Genomic DNA, 17,074 nt, shown 5'->3' with positions numbered 1-17,074 from the left:
GTCTGCCCGGCCAGCGAGTTAGGCGCGCCGGCGCTTCAGGCGCAAGACGTATCCGATGACTTCCGCCACCGCCTGATAGTGTTCGACAGGAATTTCGTCGTCGATCTCGACAGTGGCGTAGAGCGCGCGCGCCAGAGGCGGATTCTCGACGATCGGGATGCTGTGCTCGCCGGCGACCTCGCGGATCTTGAGCGCGATCGCGTCGACGCCCTTGGCGAGGCAGAGCGGTGCGCCCTGGCCCGACTCGTATTGCAGGGCGACGGCGTAGTGGGTCGGGTTGGTGATGATCACCGTCGCCTTCGGCACTTGTGCCATCATGCGCGAGCGGGCGCGCTGGGCGCGCAATTGCCGCAGCTTGGCCTTCACCTCGGGATTGCCTTCGGTGTTCTTGTACTCGTCCTTGAGCTCCTGCTTGGTCATGCGCTGGCGCTGGTACCAAGTGAAGCGCTGGTAGCCGAAATCGCCGATCGCGATGATCGCGAAGATGGCGAGCACGCTGGCCATCAGCTTGATCGTCAGCACGAGCACGGCGGGCAGCAAGGCGTGCACATCCATCTGGGCGAAGCCCTGCAGGCGGTCGCGTTCGCCCCAGAGCACCATCCAGACGCCGACGCCGACCAGGGCGATCTTGGCGAGGCCCTTGGCGAAGTTGACCCAGGCATCCTTGCCGAAGATGCGCTTGGCGCCGGCCATCGGCGAGATCCGGTCGAATTTCGGCATCATCGGCTCGGTGGTCCAGAGCGGCTTATGCTGGATCAGGGCGCCGGCGAGCGCGGCGATGAGGATGAAGCCGAGCGGCAGGGCCATGATGGCAAAGCCCGTCATCACGCCCTTGCTGGTGACGTGGAAGAGGGCGCCCGCATCGTCCGAGACCTGATGTGCGTTCATCAGGAAGGAGCGCAGCGAGAGCGCTGCATCGCGGGCCGAGCTGCCGGCCGCGACCAGCAGCGCCAAGGTGAAGCCGCAGAGTACGAAGAAGGTGCCGATCTCCTGCGATTTCGCGACGTCGCCCTTCTCGACGGCTTCGTCGAGCTTTCGCTGGGTCGGTTCTTCTGTGCGATCTTCGTTCTCGACGTCTCCCGCCATCGCCCGTCTCTCCTAGAGGCCGATGAACTGGCGCAGGAACGCGCCGAGATCGTCGAGGAAGACGCCCATCATCACTCCGACGGAGGCGAGCAGCACCAGCATGCCGCCGAGGATCGAGGCGGGGACCGCGAGGAAGAAGACCTGGAGCTGCGGCATCAGCCGCGCCAGCACACCGAGGCCGAGGTTGAACAGCAGGCCGAAGACGATGAACGGCGCCGAGATCTGCACCGCCAGCGAGAAGCCCTGCGCCATCGCCTTGACCGCCAGGGCCATCACGTCGCCGACATCGGGAAAGCCGCCGGGCGGCAGCAGACGATAGCTCTCATGGATGGCGGCGAGCGCGAGATGGTGCAGGTCCGCCGCCAGGATCAGCGTGATGCCGAGCATCGAGAGGAAGTTGGCGATCGAGGGGTTCTGCAGGCCGCCGGTCGGATCGACGGTGACGGCGAAGCCCAGCCCCATGGTCTGGGCGACGATGAAGCCGGCCGTCTGCAGGGCGCCCATCAGCAGGCGCGCGCTGGCGCCGATGACGAGGCCGATCAGGATCTCGCTGATCAGCAGCCCGCCCAGCGCTGCCGGGTTCTGCGGGATCGTGATCGTGCCGCGCGCCATCGGCAGAATCACCAGCGCAACGAAGAAGGCGAGGGAAAGCCGGCCGCGCGAGAGGATGAGGCGCTCGCCGATGCCAGGCATCAGCATCACCAGCGTGCCGACGCGCGCGAAGACCAGCACGAACAGCGCGCTGATCTCGGGCAGGACGGCGATCTGCATCGGGCGGACCCGGCTCCAGCGCCAGCAAGATGCGCCGGCCGGACTCCGCAGCAAGGAGGCGCTGGCTGGCGCTGGACTCATTCGCCCGTGGCGATTCGGACGGCGACCCTGCCCATATAACCCGCCAGGGCATCGCCCATGAACGGCAAAAACAGCAAGAGGGCAGCGAAGACCGCGATGATCTTCGGGACGTAGACCAGGGTCTGCTCCTGGATCTGGGTCAGCGCCTGGACGAGCGAGACGACGAGGCCGACGACGAGCGCGATCAGCATCAGCGGCGCGCCGGCCTTGAGGAAGACGACGATGCCGTCGCGGGCGACGTCGAGGATGGCTGCGGAGGTCATGGGCTCTGATCCGGTCGGCGTTGGGTGAAACGGCGGTCGTCAGACCGGCATCCGCATGATTTCCTCATAGGCGGCGATGACGCGGTCGCGCACCGCCACCAGCGTCTCGATCGCGGCCTCGCTCTCGGCGACGGCCGTGACCACGTCGACGACATCCGAGCGGCCGGCGGCGACATTGCCGGCCTGGATGTCGGCCTGGCGGGCGCTCTGCGCGGTCGATTCCAGCGCCTTGCTGACGAGCGACGAGAAGTCGGGCAGGCCGGCGCCGGCTCCGTCGGACCCGCCGACCGAAGCCGGCTTCTTCAGCAGGGCGCTCGCGCCCATCCCTTGCATCGAGGCATAGGCGCCAGCGGCGAAACTCGAGGTGGTCATGACGATGGCTCCGCTTCAGCCGGCCGAGTCAGGCGCGCAGGATGTCGATGGTACGCTGGATCATCCGGCGCGTGGACGAGATGACGTTGAGATTGGCCTCGTAGCTGCGCTGGGCCTCGCGCATGTCCATCGTCTCGATCAGCGAGTTGACATTGGGCATCTTGACCTGGCCGCTGGCATCGGCCGCCGGATGGCCGGGATCGTACTTCGTCTTGAAATCGCTGCGGTCTCGGCTGACGCGGCCGAGCTCGACGACCTGGGCGTCGAGCTCGCGGTCGAGCTTGCCCTGGAAGCTCACGATCTTGCGGCGATAGGGGTCGACGCCGGCGCGATCGGGCGAGGAATCGGCGTTGGCGAGGTTCTCGGCGATGACGCGCATGCGGCCGGCCTGGCCCTTCAGGCCGGAGGCGGCGACGGCGAGGCTCTTGAGCAGATCCATGATGCGGCTCCTTACCGGCCTTTGCCGATCGCGATCTTCATCAGCCCGAGGCTCTTGCTGTAGAGCGAGGCGGCGAGCTGGTAGTCCGACTGGTTCTGCGCGACCTTCATCATCTCGTCCTCGAGATTGACGCTGTTGGCGCTCGGCGTGGTCTCGAAGCGCTTGGGATCGCGCGGATCGAAGCCGCTGCGCTGGCCGGAGAGGCCGAGATGCAGCGGCGAGGTCTGCGCCAGCGTCATGGCGCCGCCGGCCGGGGAGGGCGCGCGCAGGTCATGCGGCTTGAAACGGGGCGTATCGGCGTTCGAGACGTTCTCGGCGAGCAGCTTCTGGCGCGCCTGATGCCATTGCATCCGCGTCTTCAGCGCTCCCATCAGACCAAGGCCGTTGTTAGCCATGCTGCCAATCTCCCGTCGGCTCCTGCCGAAGTGGGAAATTATTGCCGGGTGCATGGTTAATGCGCGGTTAATCCGGCGCGATCTGCAGGTTCATGTTAACCATCTGCTAACCATGTTTCTCGAACTGGCGACGCTTATGATATAGCCAGCTCCGTCTATCCGTCTGATCGCCCTTACAAAGAGCGGTCGGCGGCTGTCGCGTCGCTTCATGAGGCAGACCTTGCAGACTCTGTTTGGCTTCGAACTTTCCTCCGGCCTGCGTTGGATCATCGCCTTCGCAGTGGTGCTGCTCCTGGTCGCGCTGCTGGGCTTCTTCCTGCGGCGGATGAGCGGCGGTCGGCTGAAGTTCAAGGGCCAGGGTGGGGGCCGCACCCGCCAGCCGCGCCTCGGCGTGGTCGATGTCTACGATCTCGACCGCCAGCGCCAGCTGATCCTGGTGCGGCGCGACAATGTCGAGCATCTCGTCATGATCGGCGGCGCGTCCGACGTCGTCGTCGAAACCAATATCGTGCGCAGCGGCGGGCGCGTCGCGGTTCCCACGCCGAGCGAGGCCATGGCGGAGCGGCCGCTGGCGCTCGAACCTGAGCCACGTCCGCAGCCCATCGAGGAGCCGCGCCCGCTACCGCCTTCGCCGGTGCCCGCCCCGGCCGTTCCGGTCGATCCCGTGCCGCCGCTGCGTCCTCTGACGCCGCCCCCGGCGCGCCCGACCGCTCAGCCTCAGCCGCCACGGCCTGCGCCGGCTCCGGTTCCTGCCGCAGTGGCGGCGGGCGTTGCCGGGATCGGTGCGACCCTGGCTCGGGATCCGGCTCCGGCGGCCAGCGCCAGCGAGCTCGGCGACATGGCCCGCCAGCTCGAAGAGGCGCTGAAGCGTCCGTTCTCGGCTGTGCGCCCGGGGACTGGCAGCCCACGCACCGAGGCCGAAATCCCGGCGCCGAAGCCTGCAGTTCCGCCCCCGGCGCCTGTCGCGCTGCCGGCTTCCCCCGTAGTCGCCGCCAAACCGCAGGTCCCTGCAACCCCGGCAGTCCCTGCGCCCGCGAGGCCGGCGCTCGACATGGAGGCGGAGCTCGAAATGGCGCTGGGGCTGAAGCCCGCGCCGGCCCGGCCCGCCGCCGCGGAAGCGCCGCTGGTCGCCCCGCCGGTCTTCGCCCCACCGAAGGCGCCAGCCATCGAGCCCGCCAAGGCGGAGGAGAAGAAGTCCGTACCGGTGAAGGAGCAGGCGCCGCCGGCCCCGGCTGCGGATCAGGGCAAGCCCGCCAAGTTCGGGCCCATTTTGGACGACGTGCTCGACGACGGGCCGGATTCCGTCAAGGCCGAGGCAGCCGAAGCACCGGCCAAGGGCGAGGACAAGTCGCCCGAAGCCAAGCCGGCGGGAGCAAAGCCCGCTGAGGCCAAGTCCGCGGAAGCCAAGCCTGCCGAGACAAAGCCTGCCGAAGCCAAGCCGGCCGAGCCGAAGCCAGCGGCCAAGCCGCCCGAGGATGATCCGTTCTCGGTCGATGCGATCGAGGCCGAGTTCGCCCGCCTGCTCGGGCGCGATCCCAAGCCGAAGGGCTGAGCCACCCCGCAGCCGCCAAGGCGGCAGGGGATAGCGCGGGAAATGCGCTTCGTGCGTCCCGGTACCTTGAACTAGCGTTCCCCGAGCCCGCGCCTTGATTCGGGCCGGGACGGATGATGGGCACGCGGACACCCACGGGACGGAGATTGCGCTGGCTGGCGGTGTCCGCCGCTGCGCTTGGCGTGCTCGGGATCGCCGCTGCGGCGCAGGCCCAGACGCTGTCGCTCGATCTCGGCCAGGGCGGCGTCACCGAGCGGGCGCTGCAGCTGATCGCCGCGATCACGGTGCTGTCGCTGGCGCCGTCGATCCTGATCATGGTGACCTCGTTCACCCGCATCGCCGTGGTGCTGTCGCTGCTGCGTTCGGCGATCGGCACCCAGACCGCGCCGCCCAATGCCGTGATCATCGGGCTCTCGCTGTTCCTGACCGGCTTCGTGATGGCGCCGACGCTGAAGGAGGCCTATCGCGTCGCCGGCGCGCCCTTGATCGCCGGGCAGATGCAGCCGCAGGAGGCGTTCGAGCGCGGCATCGTGCCGTTCCGCGAATTCATGCTGAAGCATGTGCGCGAGAAGGACCTGGCGCTGTTCATGGAGATGTCGCGCGAACCCAGGCCGGAGCGGCCGCAGGACATCCAGATCCAGGTGCTGGTGCCTGCCTTCATGATCTCGGAGCTCAGGCGCGCCTTCGAGATAGGCTTCCTTCTATTCGTGCCGTTCCTGATCATCGACCTGGTGGTCGCCTCGATCCTGATGTCGGTCGGCATGATGATGCTGCCGCCGGTGACGGTGGCGTTGCCGTTCAAGCTGATCTTCTTCGTGCTGGTCGACGGCTGGGGGCTGGTCGCCGGCTCGCTGGTGAAGAGTTACGGCAGCTGACGCGCCATCGCCGATTCTACACCGAGCCCTCATCCTTCGAGACGCAGCCTGACGGCTGCTCCTCAGGATGAGGGCTCGGAGGAGGGGCGGGCTCAGCCCTGACCCGGCTTCGAGCCGGTATTGGCGGCGTCGGCTTCGGCAGGCTTGCGCCTCTCGCGCACGGCGCTGGAATAGGCCGGGTAGCGCTTGCGGTATTCCTTGAGGAAGTCGGTCATGGTGTCGGAGCCGGCGGCCGAGCGCGCGGCCTCGCGGATGTCGGCGGCGCTGGCCCGGCTCGCGCCGGTGACGAAGCCGAACAGCCTTGCATCCGCGCCCTGCGCCATTTTGGAGGCGAACTTGGTGCGCAACCGGTCGAGCGAGAGCGCCTCGTTCGACATGACATAGGCGATCGCCGTGCGCATCACGTCGCCGCGCTCGCCATCGCCGAGCGGTGCCTGACCGCGCCAGCTTTCGCCGAGGATGCGTTCGAGCGCCTCGCCCGCCTCGCGCCAGCGCCGGCCGTTCCAGAGGATGTCGGCGTTGAGCCGGTCGACCTCGGGTCCGCTTTCGCCTTCGAGCAGGTCGAGCGCCTGATCGGTGCGCGACAGGTCGGACAGGGCCTTGGCCTCCAGCAGCAGGCGGGCGCGCTTGACGTCGGCCGGTAGCTCGGCCAGCCGGGTCGAGACGACCGCCTGCAAGGCTTCAGCTGGCTTGCCGTTCATCAGCCGGATCATGGCGAGCCGCGTCGCCACGGTGGAGCGTGCCGCGCCGGTCAAACGCCGGTCCATCTGGTATTGCAGGATCTCGCTGGCCTGATCGAGCAGGTCGAGCTCGACCAGCCGGTCGGCGAGCAGGCGGGTGATCTCGTCGCCGCGCCGGCCGATGGGCAGATAGTCCTTGAAGTCGTAGAACAGCGCCAGAGCTTCGAGCCTCGGCAGCTTCTCGAGGTCGGGGTCGCTGAACAGCGCCTCGAAGCGCTGGGCGGTCTCGTCGTGCAGCAGCCGCGTTGCCGGGTGCTCCGGGAAAACCTCGTTGGCGCGCCGCGCCGTCTGGAAGGCGTCGCGCCAGCGCTGCTGCTCGGCATAGAGGCGGCCGAGTTCGGCCAGCGCCTCGATCTCGACCTCGCCGCCACGCCAGATCGCCGAGACGGTTTCGAGCCGGGCGATGGCCTCGTCGGCCGAGAAATCCGTGCGCTTCTCGGCACGGGCGAGCTTCACCGCGCGCAATTGCGCCTCGGCCGCGACAGGCCGCGCTTTCGCCTCGAACAGCGGCTTGTAGCCGTTGATCGCCGCCTCCGGCCGGCCGCTGACATCGTCGAGCCGGGCGCGCAGCAGCGCCAGCTCCTCGGGATTGACCAGATCCTCGGGCATCTCGGCGAGCCGGCCGATCTGCTTTTCCGCCACCGTCGCCTCGCCGGCGGCGAGCGCGGCCCGCACCATGGCCGGGCGGAACTCGGCCTGGAGATCGGCGGGATAGCGATCGAGGATGCCCTCGGCCCGGCGGAAGCCGGCGAGCGCCTGGGCGTTGCGGCCGAGCCGCTGCTCCGAGAGCGCACGCCAGAGCCCGGTCTCGGCCTCTTCGCGAATGGGGGCGGCGTCGAAAGCCTTCAGCGCCTCGGCACTGCGATGCATGCGGGTGGCGATCAGACCGCGCAGGAAGAGCGCGTCGCGGTTGCCGCGCATTGCGGCGTCGTCTGCGAGCAGCGCATTCAGCGGCCCGGCCGCTTCCGGCATCATGCCGTTAGCGGCGAGGAAACGCGCCAGCGCCAGCCGGGTCTCGGATTTGCGGCCGCGCGAGGCGGCGGCGACCTCGCGCAGCAAGGCCGCGGCGCGGTCGCGGATGTCCGTGGTGTGCAGCGCGGACCAAGCCTCGCTGTCGAGCAGTGGCTGGGGTGCAGCCTGGGCGTTCTTCTTCTCCGCCTCGTTTTCCTTGCTGGCGTCGAGGCTGACGATCAGCCCGTTCTGGCGACCGATCCGGACGGCGTCGGTGTCGGCGCGCACGGCGAGATCGTCGGCGACGGCACTGACGACGACGCCATGGGCGCTTTGCGGCAGGCCGAACTCGATGAAGCGATAGGGCTTCGGGACGGCGCGCGTCGGCCCGAGCGCGGTCGCGACCGCGATCATCGGGCCGCCCTCGCTGTTCTCCAGCCAGTGCACGCCGGTCAGCCCCGGAACCGGGACCGCGACGATGGTCTGGCCACGCTCGTCGGCGTCGCGGCGGGGCGCGAGCGCGCCGGCCGGCTTGCCCGCCTTGTCGCCGAAGGTCAGCGACCATTGCGGTCCATCATCGGAGAGCCGCACGATCTGCTGGCGGCGCGTCTTCAACCGCACGAGCGTGACCTTGGCCTCACGGGTGACGGTGATGTCCTCGACCAGCGCCGGCAGCATGCCCTTGAGCTTGTCCGGGTCGAGCGTGTCGCGCGTATCGAAGACGAGCGTGACCCGGCCGGGCTCGGCGAAGGCGGCGGCGCCTGTCGGCCGCGAGAAGCGGAAGTCGATGCGGCCGCCATCGCCGTCCGCCGCGGAGGCGACCTCGACATCCCGAGGTGGCGCATCGGCGATCGCAGCCGCCGGCCTGGGCTGGGCCTGGCCCTGGGGGGCATCGGTTTTCGGAGCAGGAGATGGCGGCGCTGCAGCCGGCTTCTGCTCGGCTGCCTTGGTGTCGGCCGGCTTGGCTTCGGCCGGCGCGGCCGCTTGCAGATCGGCGAGCGAGAGCGGGACGGCGGCGCCGGTATGCGGCAGGTCGACGGTCCAGCCGGCCTCGTCGCGGAAACTGCGGAGCTGGCGCTCCTTCGGCACGGTGAAGACGAGCTGCGTCCGGTCGTTGCCGATCGTCGCCTGTTCCAGTGTGAAATCGGCCGGCAGCAGGCTGCGGATCTGTGATGGCGTCACCGCCAGCGCCTGGTCGAAATTCAGCGTCAGCTTGCCGTCGTCCAGGCTCGGGGTGAGCAGGGCCTCCGGCGGCGCCGAGAACATCAGGCGATCGAGCGTGGGCAGGCGGGCGGTGCGGAAACCGAGGGGCTTCGGCGTGGGCGCCGGCATGCGCGCGATCTCGCGGGCGCGCCCCTCGGCGAGGCGCAGGCGCTGGGTCAGCTCGGCGAGGACTTCGGGCGGCAGGCCCGGCAGCTGGCCGGTCCAGTTCTCGGGCAGGAGATCGATGAAAGCCTTGTCGCCGGCTTCTAGCAGGTTGGCGCGATAGGGGCGGGCGAGCGCCAGGCGCAGGCCGCGCTCGTCCGGGTCGATTCGCACCACGGAGATATAGCTCGGCAGCTCGGCGGCGAGCCGGCTCAGGTCGAGCTTCACCGGCTGGCTGAAGCCGATGATGACGACGCCGTTGGCGACGCGCACCCGTGTCGTCACCGGCTCATCGAAGGCGAAGGCGAGGCGGCCGAAGCCGGCGCGCATGGCTTCGCCGCGCAAGGTCGCGGTGGCCGCCACTGCCGGCGCGACGAAGCCGGCAGCAAGGCTCAGTGCCGCCAGGCCGATGCCGAAGCTCAGGGACCGCAGGATACGCACGACCGCTACTCAACTCGACGCGATTGGCGGAGCGGCGACAGGCCGCTCCAACCTGCGCGGAGGCTAGCCCGTCAAGGATAACGGCGGGTTAAGAAAAGCCCTCCCGGCTACGCTTGCCCTGCGGCGTATTTCCTTGCGCTCCGCGCCAGATGCCGCGACAGCGCCCGCGCCGCCGGGGACAGGTTGCGCCCCTTGCGCACGCAGATCTTGAGGCAGGCCTTGCGCAGGTTGCGACCCTGCAGTGGAACTGCCACCAGCCGCCCTTCGGTGACGTCCCGCCGCGTCGCGCAGCGGGTCAGGACGCTGACGCCGAGGCCCGCCCGGGCGAAAGAGCGCAGCGATGCGATCGAATTCGTGACCAGCGCCGGCTTGAGCTCGATCCCGGTCGCTGTGACCATGTCGTCGACGAGACGCCGCAGACCGAAGGTCCGGTCGGGAAGGGCAAGGCGCATCTCGCCGATCTCGGCAATCCTCACCGACGGCCGCCCGGCGACGGCATCGTCCGGATGCGCGGCGAGGACGAGCGCGTCGGCGATCTCCGCGAGCGAGAGGACGCTGCGATGCAGGATCGGGTTGAAGGCCACGATGACATCGGCCTCGTCGTCGAGCAGACGCTGCACGAGCTGGTCCGAGCTCGCGACCATGATGTCGAAGCTCACTGAGGGATGGGCGGCCGAGAACTCGGCAAGGGCCGGGTAGACGAAGTCATCCATCGCGCCCTCGACCGTCCAGACGCGCACATGCCCGCGCTTCATGCCTTGCAGCTCCTCGATCGCGGCACGCGCCGTCTGGACGCTGTCGAGGATGGTGCGGGCTGTCTCGAGCACCGCCGTTCCCGCGGTGGTCAGCCTCATTCCGCGCGCCCGGCGCTCGAACAGCGCTGTGCCGTACTCCTCCTCGAGGCTGGCGACCTGGCGGCTGATCGCCGATGGCGCGACGCGCAGCGCATCGGCTGCCTCGCGGACCGAGCCGTGATCGGCGACGAGCGCGAAATAGCGATAGCGGGTGAGCGACATGGCAAGGGGCCGCGGTCGATGCGAGAGCCTGGATCGTAGGTGAGTGTTGCCGGATCGGCAACGAACTCTCCTCGAATGCATGCTGGCTGATCAGCCGGCCTGGCCTCTACGACTTAGGAAAACCAGGCGAGGATCCGACCCGATGTACTCAACCCGAACCAGCCAGGACGGCAGCTACCGGTTCATCCCGGCCGTCTACCAGTATTCCGGCGGTGTCGCGGCCGAACCGGGCTTCCGGATCGAACGGGCGCAATTGGCGGCCCCGGTGCCGATGGACCGTGGCCTTGCGCTCATCGAGGCGCATCTGAAGCAGGCGGGCAGGCCACTCACCGCGCTCTGCGCCTGCGAACTGCGCTCGCCCGAGCCCTTCTCGGAAGGCGGGTTCGATGCCTTCAACCGGCTCTATGCCTCCCGGCTCGACCAATGGGGGGTCCTGCAGGGGCAGGTGAATCCGGTTGCCCGGACGAACATCTGCCCGGAGTTCGGCAAGCCGGACACCGTCGCGCTGCACGCTTTCAGCTACACCGTTCCGGACGCCTCGGCCCGGCCGAGCTTCGTGGTGGCCGGCAGCGGCGAGGCGCCCGAGGGTGGCGCGAGCTACGCGCAGGGCACGATCCGGCTGGGCGATGCCTCGCCCGAGGGCGTTCGGGCCAAGGCCGAATGGGTGATGGGCGAGATGGGCCGTCGGCTCGCGGGGCTCGGCCATGGCTGGGGCGATGCCACGGTCACGAACATCTACACGGTGCGCGACATTCATCCGCTGCTGGCGGAGGTCCTCGGGCCCGTCACCAGCCTCGGCCGCGCCGTGACCTGGCACTTCTCCCGGCCGCCCGTGGCGGTGCTCGACTACGAGATGGATGTGCGCGGGCTGCCGCGGGAGATCGTGATCTGAGGCGTCGGCCCGGTCGCTGCACGCGCTCCGATGTGTTGCCGGAAGTCGAACGGTACGGTGGTGGAGGATCCCGATGTTGCTTGATCGACGTGCGCTTCTCCTTGCGGGGCTGACCCTGCCGACGCTGGCAAGGGCGCAATCCCCCTGGAAGCCGGAGCGCCCGGTGCGCCTGATCCTCCCTTTCACGCCGGGTACGTCGATGGACCCGGTGGCGCGGCTGGCGCAGGAGAGCCTCAAGGAGACGCTCGGCCAGACCGTCGTGGTCGAGAACATCGCCGGGGCTGCCACCGTCATCGCCGGTGCGGAGACGCTGAAGTCGCCGCCCGACGGCCATACAATGCTGATGATCGCCAACAGCTTCGCGGCGAACATCACATTGCGGGCGCGAACCGCCGATTGGCAGCGCGCCTTCGTCCCGGTGGTGCAGGCGACCGTGGTGCCTCACGTCCTCGTGGCAGCGCCGTCGCTGAAGACCGATTGGCCGGGTTTCCTCAAGCGCCTGCGCGAAAGCGGGGGCTCGATGACCTATGGCTCGCCGGGCATCGGCACCTCGCCGCATCTGGGCGCCGAGCATTTCCTGCGACTGGCCGGCGGCAAGGCTGTCCACGCACCCTATAACGGCACCTCGCAGCTCTTCGTCGACCTGTATGCCGGCCGGATCGATTTCGCGCTGAGCAACCTGCCTGACGTCGTCCAGCCGATCGAGGAAGGCAAGCTGCTCGCGCTCGCGGTCACCGCTGACAAGCGGGTGCGGGAGTTGCCGAATGTTCCGACCTTTGCCGAGCTCGGCCTGCCGGATCTTCTCTCGGACAGCTGGTTCGGCATCATGGTCAGGCGCGACACGCCGGCGCCGGCCCGCGAGGCGCTGGAGCGCGCCTGGCTCGCGGCCCTGGCGCGCCCGGATGTGCGCGAACGCCTGCAGGCCTTGAGCTTCACCGTGCTGGCGCGGCCGGGCGCGGAGTTCGAAAAGGTGATCGACCGCTATGTCGCGACCTATGCGACGATCATCAAGGAGAACGGCATCGCCGTTCAGCAGTGATCGCCGGGCCGGCAGCCGCGCTCAGCGCCGCGGCGCGGGCTCGATCGCCGGCAACTCGGTACCCGCCGGCGTGGGGGCCGGGGCGCGCTCGGTGGCGACAGCCGGACGCCCGCGCACCGAGAGCGCGACAGTGAGCCGTTCGGCTGCTTCCGGCGACATGGCGGCGAGCACGTCCGACATCTTGCGCGGATTCATCTGCTGGACGACCGGGACGAGGATGTCGAGCGCCAGCCGGTCGAAGACGCGGGCGGCATCCTTCGGCTTCATCGTTTCGTACATGATCACCAGGTTCTTGACCGCCTGATTGGCTTCGGCCTCCTGCTTGCGCGGGCCCTCGACCTTCTCCTCGAGCGCCTTCAGGTCGTCGACGCGGCCGCCGAGCTTCTTCTCGGCCGAGTCGAGCAGCTTTTCGCGCATGTCGAGCTCGCGCATGCGGGCCTCGATCTCCTCGCGGCGCTGCCCGAGACGCTCCAGCAGGGCTTTCTCCGCCGGCGAGATCGGCTGGGCGGTGCCGTTCATCAAGCCGGCCTTGTTGTTCGGGGCGGCGTCGCGCTTGGCCTGTTCCTCCGGCACGACCTTGGGCTTGGGCGGGTCGATCGTGCCGGTGGTCTCGGGGTCCATGAACGTGTCCGGCTGATGGGCCTTGGCGATGATCTTGGCGAGGCCCCAGACCTCCTTCTCCGGCTTTGCGGTGAACACCTGGGGACTGGCGGGGATCTTGCCCGGGCTAGGCTCCGCCGTCCAGGCAAGCAACTTCAGCGCCAGGAGACCCATGGCGCCGAGGATGACTGCCGGGATGAGGCGGGGCGATTGGATCACGCAGCCTGGCCTTCGAGCCGGCGGGTGGCGCGGGCGCGGATGGCGGCAGCGGCATCGGCGGCGCTCGCCATGCGCGAGAGAGCAGGCTTCTCGGCGGCGGGCTCAGGCTTCGAGGCGACCAGGCTGGCGGCACTGACGATCTGGCCGATCCGCTCCATCACGGTCTGGCCGGCCTCGATCTGCTGGGCGAGATCGGCGGCATAGCGCTCGGCGGTCTGCAGGCGCTCGGCGAGGGTGCGGTCGCAATCGCCGAGCGTCAGCTTCAGGCCGGCGATGGCGCGCTCGGCCGTATCGGTGGCGGAGATCAGGGCGCCGATGGTCTGGCGCATCGCGCTCTCATCAGCCTTCAGCCGCTCGATGCGCTTGGACAGCACGAAACAGGTGATGATGGTGGCGACCAGCAGGCAGGCGACCAGTGCGTCGGCGATCAGGGTGATGGTCATGGGGCGGGTCTCCCTGCTCAGGACGCCGGATTGAGATGGCTGGTGTCGAAGGCGGCCATGGTCGTCTTCGAACGCCGCAGCGGGCTGACGACCTGGACGGCGATCTTGTCGTCGACCCGGCCGATCCGGCCCTCGCTGACGATGAACTCACCGCAGCGCAGCGAGGCGACCGAATCGGGACGGGCGTCGAACATCAGCGTGTCGCCGATCTCGAGCTTCATCACCCGCTTCAGCGGCATGGTGCATTCGTGCAGCACGCACTTCACGGCAACGTCCGCCTGCCAGACCTCGGTGGCGAGATGGTTCTCCCAGATCGGGTCGCGGCCGAGCTTCTCACCCATGAAGCTCTCGAGGAGCAATTCACGGATCGGCTCGATGGTGGCGTAAGGCAGGAGCAGATGGAGAGAGCCGCCGCGGCCTTCCATGTCGAAGCGCAGCTCGACGCGGATAGCGGCGTTGGCGGGCCGCGAGATCGAGACGAAGCGGGGATTGGACTCGATCCGGTCGACCCTGAAGTTGACCGGCGAGAGCGGCCGGAAGGCAGCCTCGGCATCGCCGAGCACGACGCCGATCACGCGGCGCAGCAGGCTCATCTCGATCGAGGTGAAGGGGCGCCCGTCGACCCGCGCCGCAGCCTGGCCGCGCTTGCCGCCGAGCATGGTGTCGAGCACCGAATAGGTGAGGGCGGACTCGATGGTGACGAGGCCGAAATTGTCCCATTCCTCGGCCTTGAACACGGCGAGCATCGCCGGCAGCGAAATCGAGTTGATGTAGTCGCCGAAGCGGACCGAGCGGATGCCCTCCAGCGTCACCTCGACATTGTCGCTGAACAGGTTGCGCAGGCTGGTGGAGAGAAGGCGGACCAGACGCTCGAAGATGATCTCGAGCATCGGCAGGCGTTCATAGGTGACTGAACCCGAATCGACGATCGCCTGGATGCCGTTGCGGCCGCCCTTGCCGTCCTCTCCGATGGAGAAGCCGAGCATGGTGTCGATCTCTTCCTGATTCATCAGGCGATCGATATTGGCTTCGGCCTCGCCGCTTTCGTCGGTGACGACGTCGGGCATGGTGGCCCATTCGGCCGCCATGCCCTCCGGCGTCAGCGGAACCTTGTCCTTGTCCTGGGCTTCGAGATCGTCATTGGCCATGGCGGTCTGCTTTGCGCGATCAGGCCACTGCTATTGCAGCAGCAGTTCCTTGAAGAGGACGGCGTCGACCTTGGCCGGGTAGACCGTGACGTTGACCCGGCGCAGCAATTCTTCCTTCAGCCGGTACATGCCAGCCGAGCCGTCGAGGTCGGAGGGGCGCAATTCGCGCATGAAGACCTGGAAGGCGTCCTCGACGCGCGGCAACAACGGCTTGACCTGGTCGGCGGTCTTGGGGTCGGCGATCTCGAGCGCGACCTTGATCTTGACGATCGGCTGGCGGTCCTGCTGCGGGCCGGCGGAAATGCCGATCATCATGTCCTTCATCTCGACGAAGGTGATCAGCTTCTTGGCAGCCGCGGCGGCCTGCTCGGCGCCCACCTCGTCGGCGGGTTTCTTCTTCATGAAGAAGAACCAGCCACCGCCGCCGAGCACGGCGACGAGCGCCACGGCGCCGCCGATCATGACGAGCTTCTTCTTGCCGGACTTCGGCGTCTCTTCGGCTCCGCCTTCGGCGGCATCCTCGTCCTTGTTCGCCTTCTTCGCCATCTCGGCCCGCCCGCCCGGGACGGGCGCCGCCCGGCCCGTCTCTCTGCTCCAGACCTTGCCGAGTTACGGTTAACGGCCCGTTAAGGAGGGCAATTTTTGCCGGGTCGTTTCTGCCGCGCGGGCCAGTTCTGTCCAGCCGTGGTGAAGGCCGTCCTCCAATCTATCTTCAATGATATCAATTATTTGTCTGGATTAACCATGTTGGCACGTCGCTTGCCACCTGTTTGCCGTGGCCACCGCGCTGGGGAGCGTCGGGGCGGCCATGGGACAGATCGGGAGCAGGAGCCGTGGAAAACGCGCTTCTCGTCAGCCTGTCGCGCCAGATGGCTCTGGCGCGCGAGCTCGACGTCATCGCCAACAACGTCGCCAATGTCGGCACGAACGGCTTCAAGGCCCGTTCGGCCCGCTTTGCCGAATACATCTCGCCGACGGCGCGCGCCGACACCTTTCCGACGATGGATCGGCGGCTCTCCTATGTCATCGACAAGGGGACGCCGATCGATCTGTCGCAAGGCATGATCGAGCGCACCGGCAACCCGCTCGACATCGCGCTGCAGGGCGACAACTACCTCGTCGTCCAGACCCCGCAGGGCGAGCGCTACACTCGCGCCGGCTCGCTCGAGATCAACGGGCGGGGCCAGCTCGTCACCCAGGCCGGCCAGCCGGTGATGGGCGATGGCGGGCCGATCGTCTTCGGCTCGACCGAGAGCAATGCGCGCATCGCCACCGACGGCACCGTCTCCACCGACCAGGGCCAGCGCGGCAAGCTCCGGATCGTCCGCTTCAACAATCCCGCCGCGCTCGCCAGCGACGGCACCAACCTGTTCTCGTCGACCACCGCCGCCCAGCCGGCCGGCCCGCAGGCGCGGCTCGAGACCGGCGCGATCGAGCGCTCCAACGTCAAGGCCGTGGTCGAGATGACCCGGCTGGTCGAGGTCCAGCGCGCCTACCAGACCCTGTCGGCGATGATGGGCAAGACCGATGAACTGCGTGCCAAGGCGATCACCCGCCTGGCCGATCAGCAAGCCTGACGCGGAGAGGAGCCAGATCCATGCGCGCACTCTACACCGCCGCCACCGGCATGATGGCCCAGGAACTCAACGTCCAGGTCATCTCGAACAACATCGCGAACGTCCGCACCACCGGCTACAAGCGCCAGCGCGTCCATTTCCAGGACCTGCTCTACGAGCATTTCCGCCGCGCCGGCACGCAGACCTCGGACCAGAACACGCAGGTTCCGGCCGGCACCTTCGTCGGCTCGGGCGTCAAGACCGCGTCGACCGGGCGGGTGATGAGCCAGGGCAACCTGACGCCGACGGAAAAACAGTACGACCTCGCGATCCGCGGCGAGGGCTTCTTCCGCATCCAGATGCCGGACGGGCGCACCGCCTATTCGCGCGACGGCTCCTTCGACCTCGACAACCAGGGCAGGCTGGTGACGCGCGACGGCTATGTCGTCCAGCCCGGCATCACCGTCCCGAACAACGCGACCGGCGTCTCCATCAACGCGCAGGGAACGGTCGAGGTCACGCTGCCCGGCCAGACCGCGCCGCAGCAGCTCGGCCAGATCCAGCTGACCCGCTTCATCAACAAGGTCGGCCTCGAATCGATCGGCGACAACCTCTTCATCGAGACGGCCGGCTCCGGCCCGGCGATCGACGGGCTCGGCGGCGAGGAAGGCTTCGGCACGCTGCAGCAGAACTACCTGGAAGAAGGCAACGTCCAGGCGGTGACCGAATTGTCGTCGCTGATCGCGGCGCAGCGCGCCTACGAGATGAACTCCAAAGTGATCTCGGCCGCCGACCAGATGATGCAGTCCACCACGCAGATCATGCGCTGA

The 17,074-nt window shown here is 68.3% G+C and carries 18 protein-coding genes; 6 read left to right on the top strand and 12 right to left on the bottom strand.

Going from position 1 to position 17,074, the window contains the following annotated elements; translation table 11 throughout:
* Positions 1-18: 18 nt before the first annotated feature.
* From flhB to flgB, 6 genes are all read right to left on the bottom strand, one after another.
* On the bottom strand, positions 19-1,086 hold the full coding sequence (gene flhB / locus ACWIGM_RS01695) for a flagellar biosynthesis protein FlhB (RefSeq protein WP_454024195.1): 1,068 nt from the start codon (positions 1,084-1,086) through the stop codon (positions 19-21).
* Positions 1,087-1,098: 12 nt separating this feature from the next.
* Entirely contained in the window at positions 1,099-1,857 is a 759-nt protein-coding gene (gene fliR / locus ACWIGM_RS01690; protein ID WP_454024194.1) for a flagellar biosynthetic protein FliR, read from the bottom strand.
* A 77-nt stretch (positions 1,858-1,934) separates the two neighbouring features.
* Positions 1,935-2,201 (bottom strand): flagellar biosynthesis protein FliQ, encoded by a 267-nt coding sequence (fliQ, locus tag ACWIGM_RS01685; protein ID WP_137882275.1) that lies wholly within the window; start codon positions 2,199-2,201, stop codon positions 1,935-1,937.
* 39 nt (positions 2,202-2,240) lie between these two features.
* Positions 2,241-2,573 carry a flagellar hook-basal body complex protein FliE gene (locus tag ACWIGM_RS01680; protein WP_454024193.1) on the bottom strand — a complete coding sequence of 111 codons (333 nt, stop codon included), beginning with the start codon at positions 2,571-2,573 and terminating at the stop codon, positions 2,241-2,243.
* A gap of 28 nt (positions 2,574-2,601) precedes the next feature.
* Entirely contained in the window at positions 2,602-3,012 is a 411-nt protein-coding gene (gene flgC / locus ACWIGM_RS01675) for a flagellar basal body rod protein FlgC (RefSeq protein ID WP_454024192.1), read from the bottom strand.
* Positions 3,013-3,023: 11 nt separating this feature from the next.
* Positions 3,024-3,407 carry a flagellar basal body rod protein FlgB gene (flgB, locus tag ACWIGM_RS01670; protein ID WP_454024191.1) on the bottom strand — a complete coding sequence of 128 codons (384 nt, stop codon included), beginning with the start codon at positions 3,405-3,407 and terminating at the stop codon, positions 3,024-3,026.
* 220 nt (positions 3,408-3,627) lie between these two features.
* Between flgB and ACWIGM_RS01665 the strand changes: the two genes are divergently transcribed.
* Together ACWIGM_RS01665 and fliP are read left to right on the top strand one after the other, a co-directional pair.
* The gene (locus ACWIGM_RS01665; RefSeq protein WP_454024190.1) at positions 3,628-4,959 is read left to right on the top strand and encodes a hypothetical protein; all 1,332 of its coding nucleotides are present in this window, start codon (positions 3,628-3,630) and stop codon (positions 4,957-4,959) included.
* Positions 4,960-5,072: 113 nt separating this feature from the next.
* Positions 5,073-5,834: a flagellar type III secretion system pore protein FliP gene (gene fliP, locus ACWIGM_RS01660; protein WP_454024189.1), complete on the top strand. Its 762-nt coding sequence runs from the start codon at positions 5,073-5,075 to the stop codon at positions 5,832-5,834.
* A 92-nt stretch (positions 5,835-5,926) separates the two neighbouring features.
* Here the strand turns inward: fliP and ACWIGM_RS01655 are convergent, their stop codons facing one another.
* Positions 5,927-9,331: a tetratricopeptide repeat protein gene (locus tag ACWIGM_RS01655; RefSeq protein ID WP_454024188.1), complete on the bottom strand. Its 3,405-nt coding sequence runs from the start codon at positions 9,329-9,331 to the stop codon at positions 5,927-5,929.
* Positions 9,332-9,438: 107 nt separating this feature from the next.
* Positions 9,439-10,347, bottom strand: coding sequence for a LysR family transcriptional regulator (locus ACWIGM_RS01650; RefSeq protein ID WP_454024187.1), 909 nt, complete (start codon positions 10,345-10,347; stop codon positions 9,439-9,441).
* A 142-nt stretch (positions 10,348-10,489) separates the two neighbouring features.
* On the opposite strand from ACWIGM_RS01650, the gene cnbZ reads away from it, so the two are divergent.
* Both cnbZ and ACWIGM_RS01640 read left to right on the top strand, forming a co-directional pair.
* Positions 10,490-11,239: a 2-amino-5-chloromuconate deaminase CnbZ gene (gene cnbZ / locus ACWIGM_RS01645; RefSeq protein ID WP_454024186.1), complete on the top strand. Its 750-nt coding sequence runs from the start codon at positions 10,490-10,492 to the stop codon at positions 11,237-11,239.
* 73 nt (positions 11,240-11,312) lie between these two features.
* Positions 11,313-12,278: a Bug family tripartite tricarboxylate transporter substrate binding protein gene (locus ACWIGM_RS01640; RefSeq protein WP_454024185.1), complete on the top strand. Its 966-nt coding sequence runs from the start codon at positions 11,313-11,315 to the stop codon at positions 12,276-12,278.
* A 21-nt stretch (positions 12,279-12,299) separates the two neighbouring features.
* Here ACWIGM_RS01640 and ACWIGM_RS01635 read toward each other — a convergent pair whose 3' ends face one another.
* The 4 genes from ACWIGM_RS01635 to fliL are packed head-to-tail and all read right to left on the bottom strand — an operon-like array spanning position 12,300 to position 15,234.
* Positions 12,300-13,097 carry a MotE family protein gene (locus tag ACWIGM_RS01635; RefSeq protein WP_454024184.1) on the bottom strand — a complete coding sequence of 266 codons (798 nt, stop codon included), beginning with the start codon at positions 13,095-13,097 and terminating at the stop codon, positions 12,300-12,302.
* A complete protein-coding gene (locus tag ACWIGM_RS01630) occupies positions 13,094-13,540 on the bottom strand; it encodes a DUF6468 domain-containing protein (protein WP_454024183.1) in 447 nt (148 codons plus the stop codon). The genes ACWIGM_RS01635 and ACWIGM_RS01630 overlap by 4 nt, the downstream gene beginning before the upstream one ends.
* 17 nt (positions 13,541-13,557) lie before the next feature.
* Positions 13,558-14,688 carry a flagellar motor switch protein FliM gene (gene fliM, locus ACWIGM_RS01625; protein ID WP_454024182.1) on the bottom strand — a complete coding sequence of 377 codons (1,131 nt, stop codon included), beginning with the start codon at positions 14,686-14,688 and terminating at the stop codon, positions 13,558-13,560.
* Positions 14,689-14,718: 30 nt separating this feature from the next.
* Complete coding sequence (gene fliL, locus ACWIGM_RS01620; protein WP_454024181.1) at positions 14,719-15,234, bottom strand: flagellar basal body-associated protein FliL; 516 nt, start codon at positions 15,232-15,234, stop codon at positions 14,719-14,721.
* 287 nt (positions 15,235-15,521) lie between these two features.
* Between fliL and flgF the strand changes: the two genes are divergently transcribed.
* Both flgF and flgG read left to right on the top strand, forming a co-directional pair.
* Complete coding sequence (flgF, locus tag ACWIGM_RS01615; protein WP_454024180.1) at positions 15,522-16,265, top strand: flagellar basal-body rod protein FlgF; 744 nt, start codon at positions 15,522-15,524, stop codon at positions 16,263-16,265.
* A gap of 20 nt (positions 16,266-16,285) precedes the next feature.
* On the top strand, positions 16,286-17,074 hold the full coding sequence (gene flgG / locus ACWIGM_RS01610; RefSeq protein ID WP_454024179.1) for a flagellar basal-body rod protein FlgG: 789 nt from the start codon (positions 16,286-16,288) through the stop codon (positions 17,072-17,074).

The organism is Allobosea sp. NPDC055332, assembly GCF_053645455.1.
This window is presented reverse-complemented; position numbering and strand designations above follow the sequence as displayed.

What these genes read in the sequence shown, in the direction of transcription:
- fliQ (WP_137882275.1), bottom strand. Translation starts at nt 2,201, where the DNA reads ATGACCTCCGCAGCCATCCTCGACGTCGCCCGCGACGGCATCGTCGTC.
- fliP (WP_454024189.1), top strand. Translation starts at nt 5,073, where the DNA reads ATGATGGGCACGCGGACACCCACGGGACGGAGATTGCGCTGGCTGGCG.
- ACWIGM_RS01650 (WP_454024187.1), bottom strand. Translation starts at nt 10,347, where the DNA reads ATGTCGCTCACCCGCTATCGCTATTTCGCGCTCGTCGCCGATCACGGC.
- fliL (WP_454024181.1), bottom strand. Translation starts at nt 15,234, where the DNA reads ATGGCGAAGAAGGCGAACAAGGACGAGGATGCCGCCGAAGGCGGAGCC.
- flgB (WP_454024191.1), bottom strand. Translation starts at nt 3,407, where the DNA reads ATGGCTAACAACGGCCTTGGTCTGATGGGAGCGCTGAAGACGCGGATG.
- cnbZ (WP_454024186.1), top strand. Translation starts at nt 10,490, where the DNA reads ATGTACTCAACCCGAACCAGCCAGGACGGCAGCTACCGGTTCATCCCG.
- ACWIGM_RS01640 (WP_454024185.1), top strand. Translation starts at nt 11,313, where the DNA reads ATGTTGCTTGATCGACGTGCGCTTCTCCTTGCGGGGCTGACCCTGCCG.
- flgC (WP_454024192.1), bottom strand. Translation starts at nt 3,012, where the DNA reads ATGGATCTGCTCAAGAGCCTCGCCGTCGCCGCCTCCGGCCTGAAGGGC.
- fliR (WP_454024194.1), bottom strand. Translation starts at nt 1,857, where the DNA reads ATGCAGATCGCCGTCCTGCCCGAGATCAGCGCGCTGTTCGTGCTGGTC.
- flgG (WP_454024179.1), top strand. Translation starts at nt 16,286, where the DNA reads ATGCGCGCACTCTACACCGCCGCCACCGGCATGATGGCCCAGGAACTC.
- flhB (WP_454024195.1), bottom strand. Translation starts at nt 1,086, where the DNA reads ATGGCGGGAGACGTCGAGAACGAAGATCGCACAGAAGAACCGACCCAG.
- ACWIGM_RS01680 (WP_454024193.1), bottom strand. Translation starts at nt 2,573, where the DNA reads ATGACCACCTCGAGTTTCGCCGCTGGCGCCTATGCCTCGATGCAAGGG.
- fliM (WP_454024182.1), bottom strand. Translation starts at nt 14,688, where the DNA reads ATGGCCAATGACGATCTCGAAGCCCAGGACAAGGACAAGGTTCCGCTG.
- ACWIGM_RS01630 (WP_454024183.1), bottom strand. Translation starts at nt 13,540, where the DNA reads ATGACCATCACCCTGATCGCCGACGCACTGGTCGCCTGCCTGCTGGTC.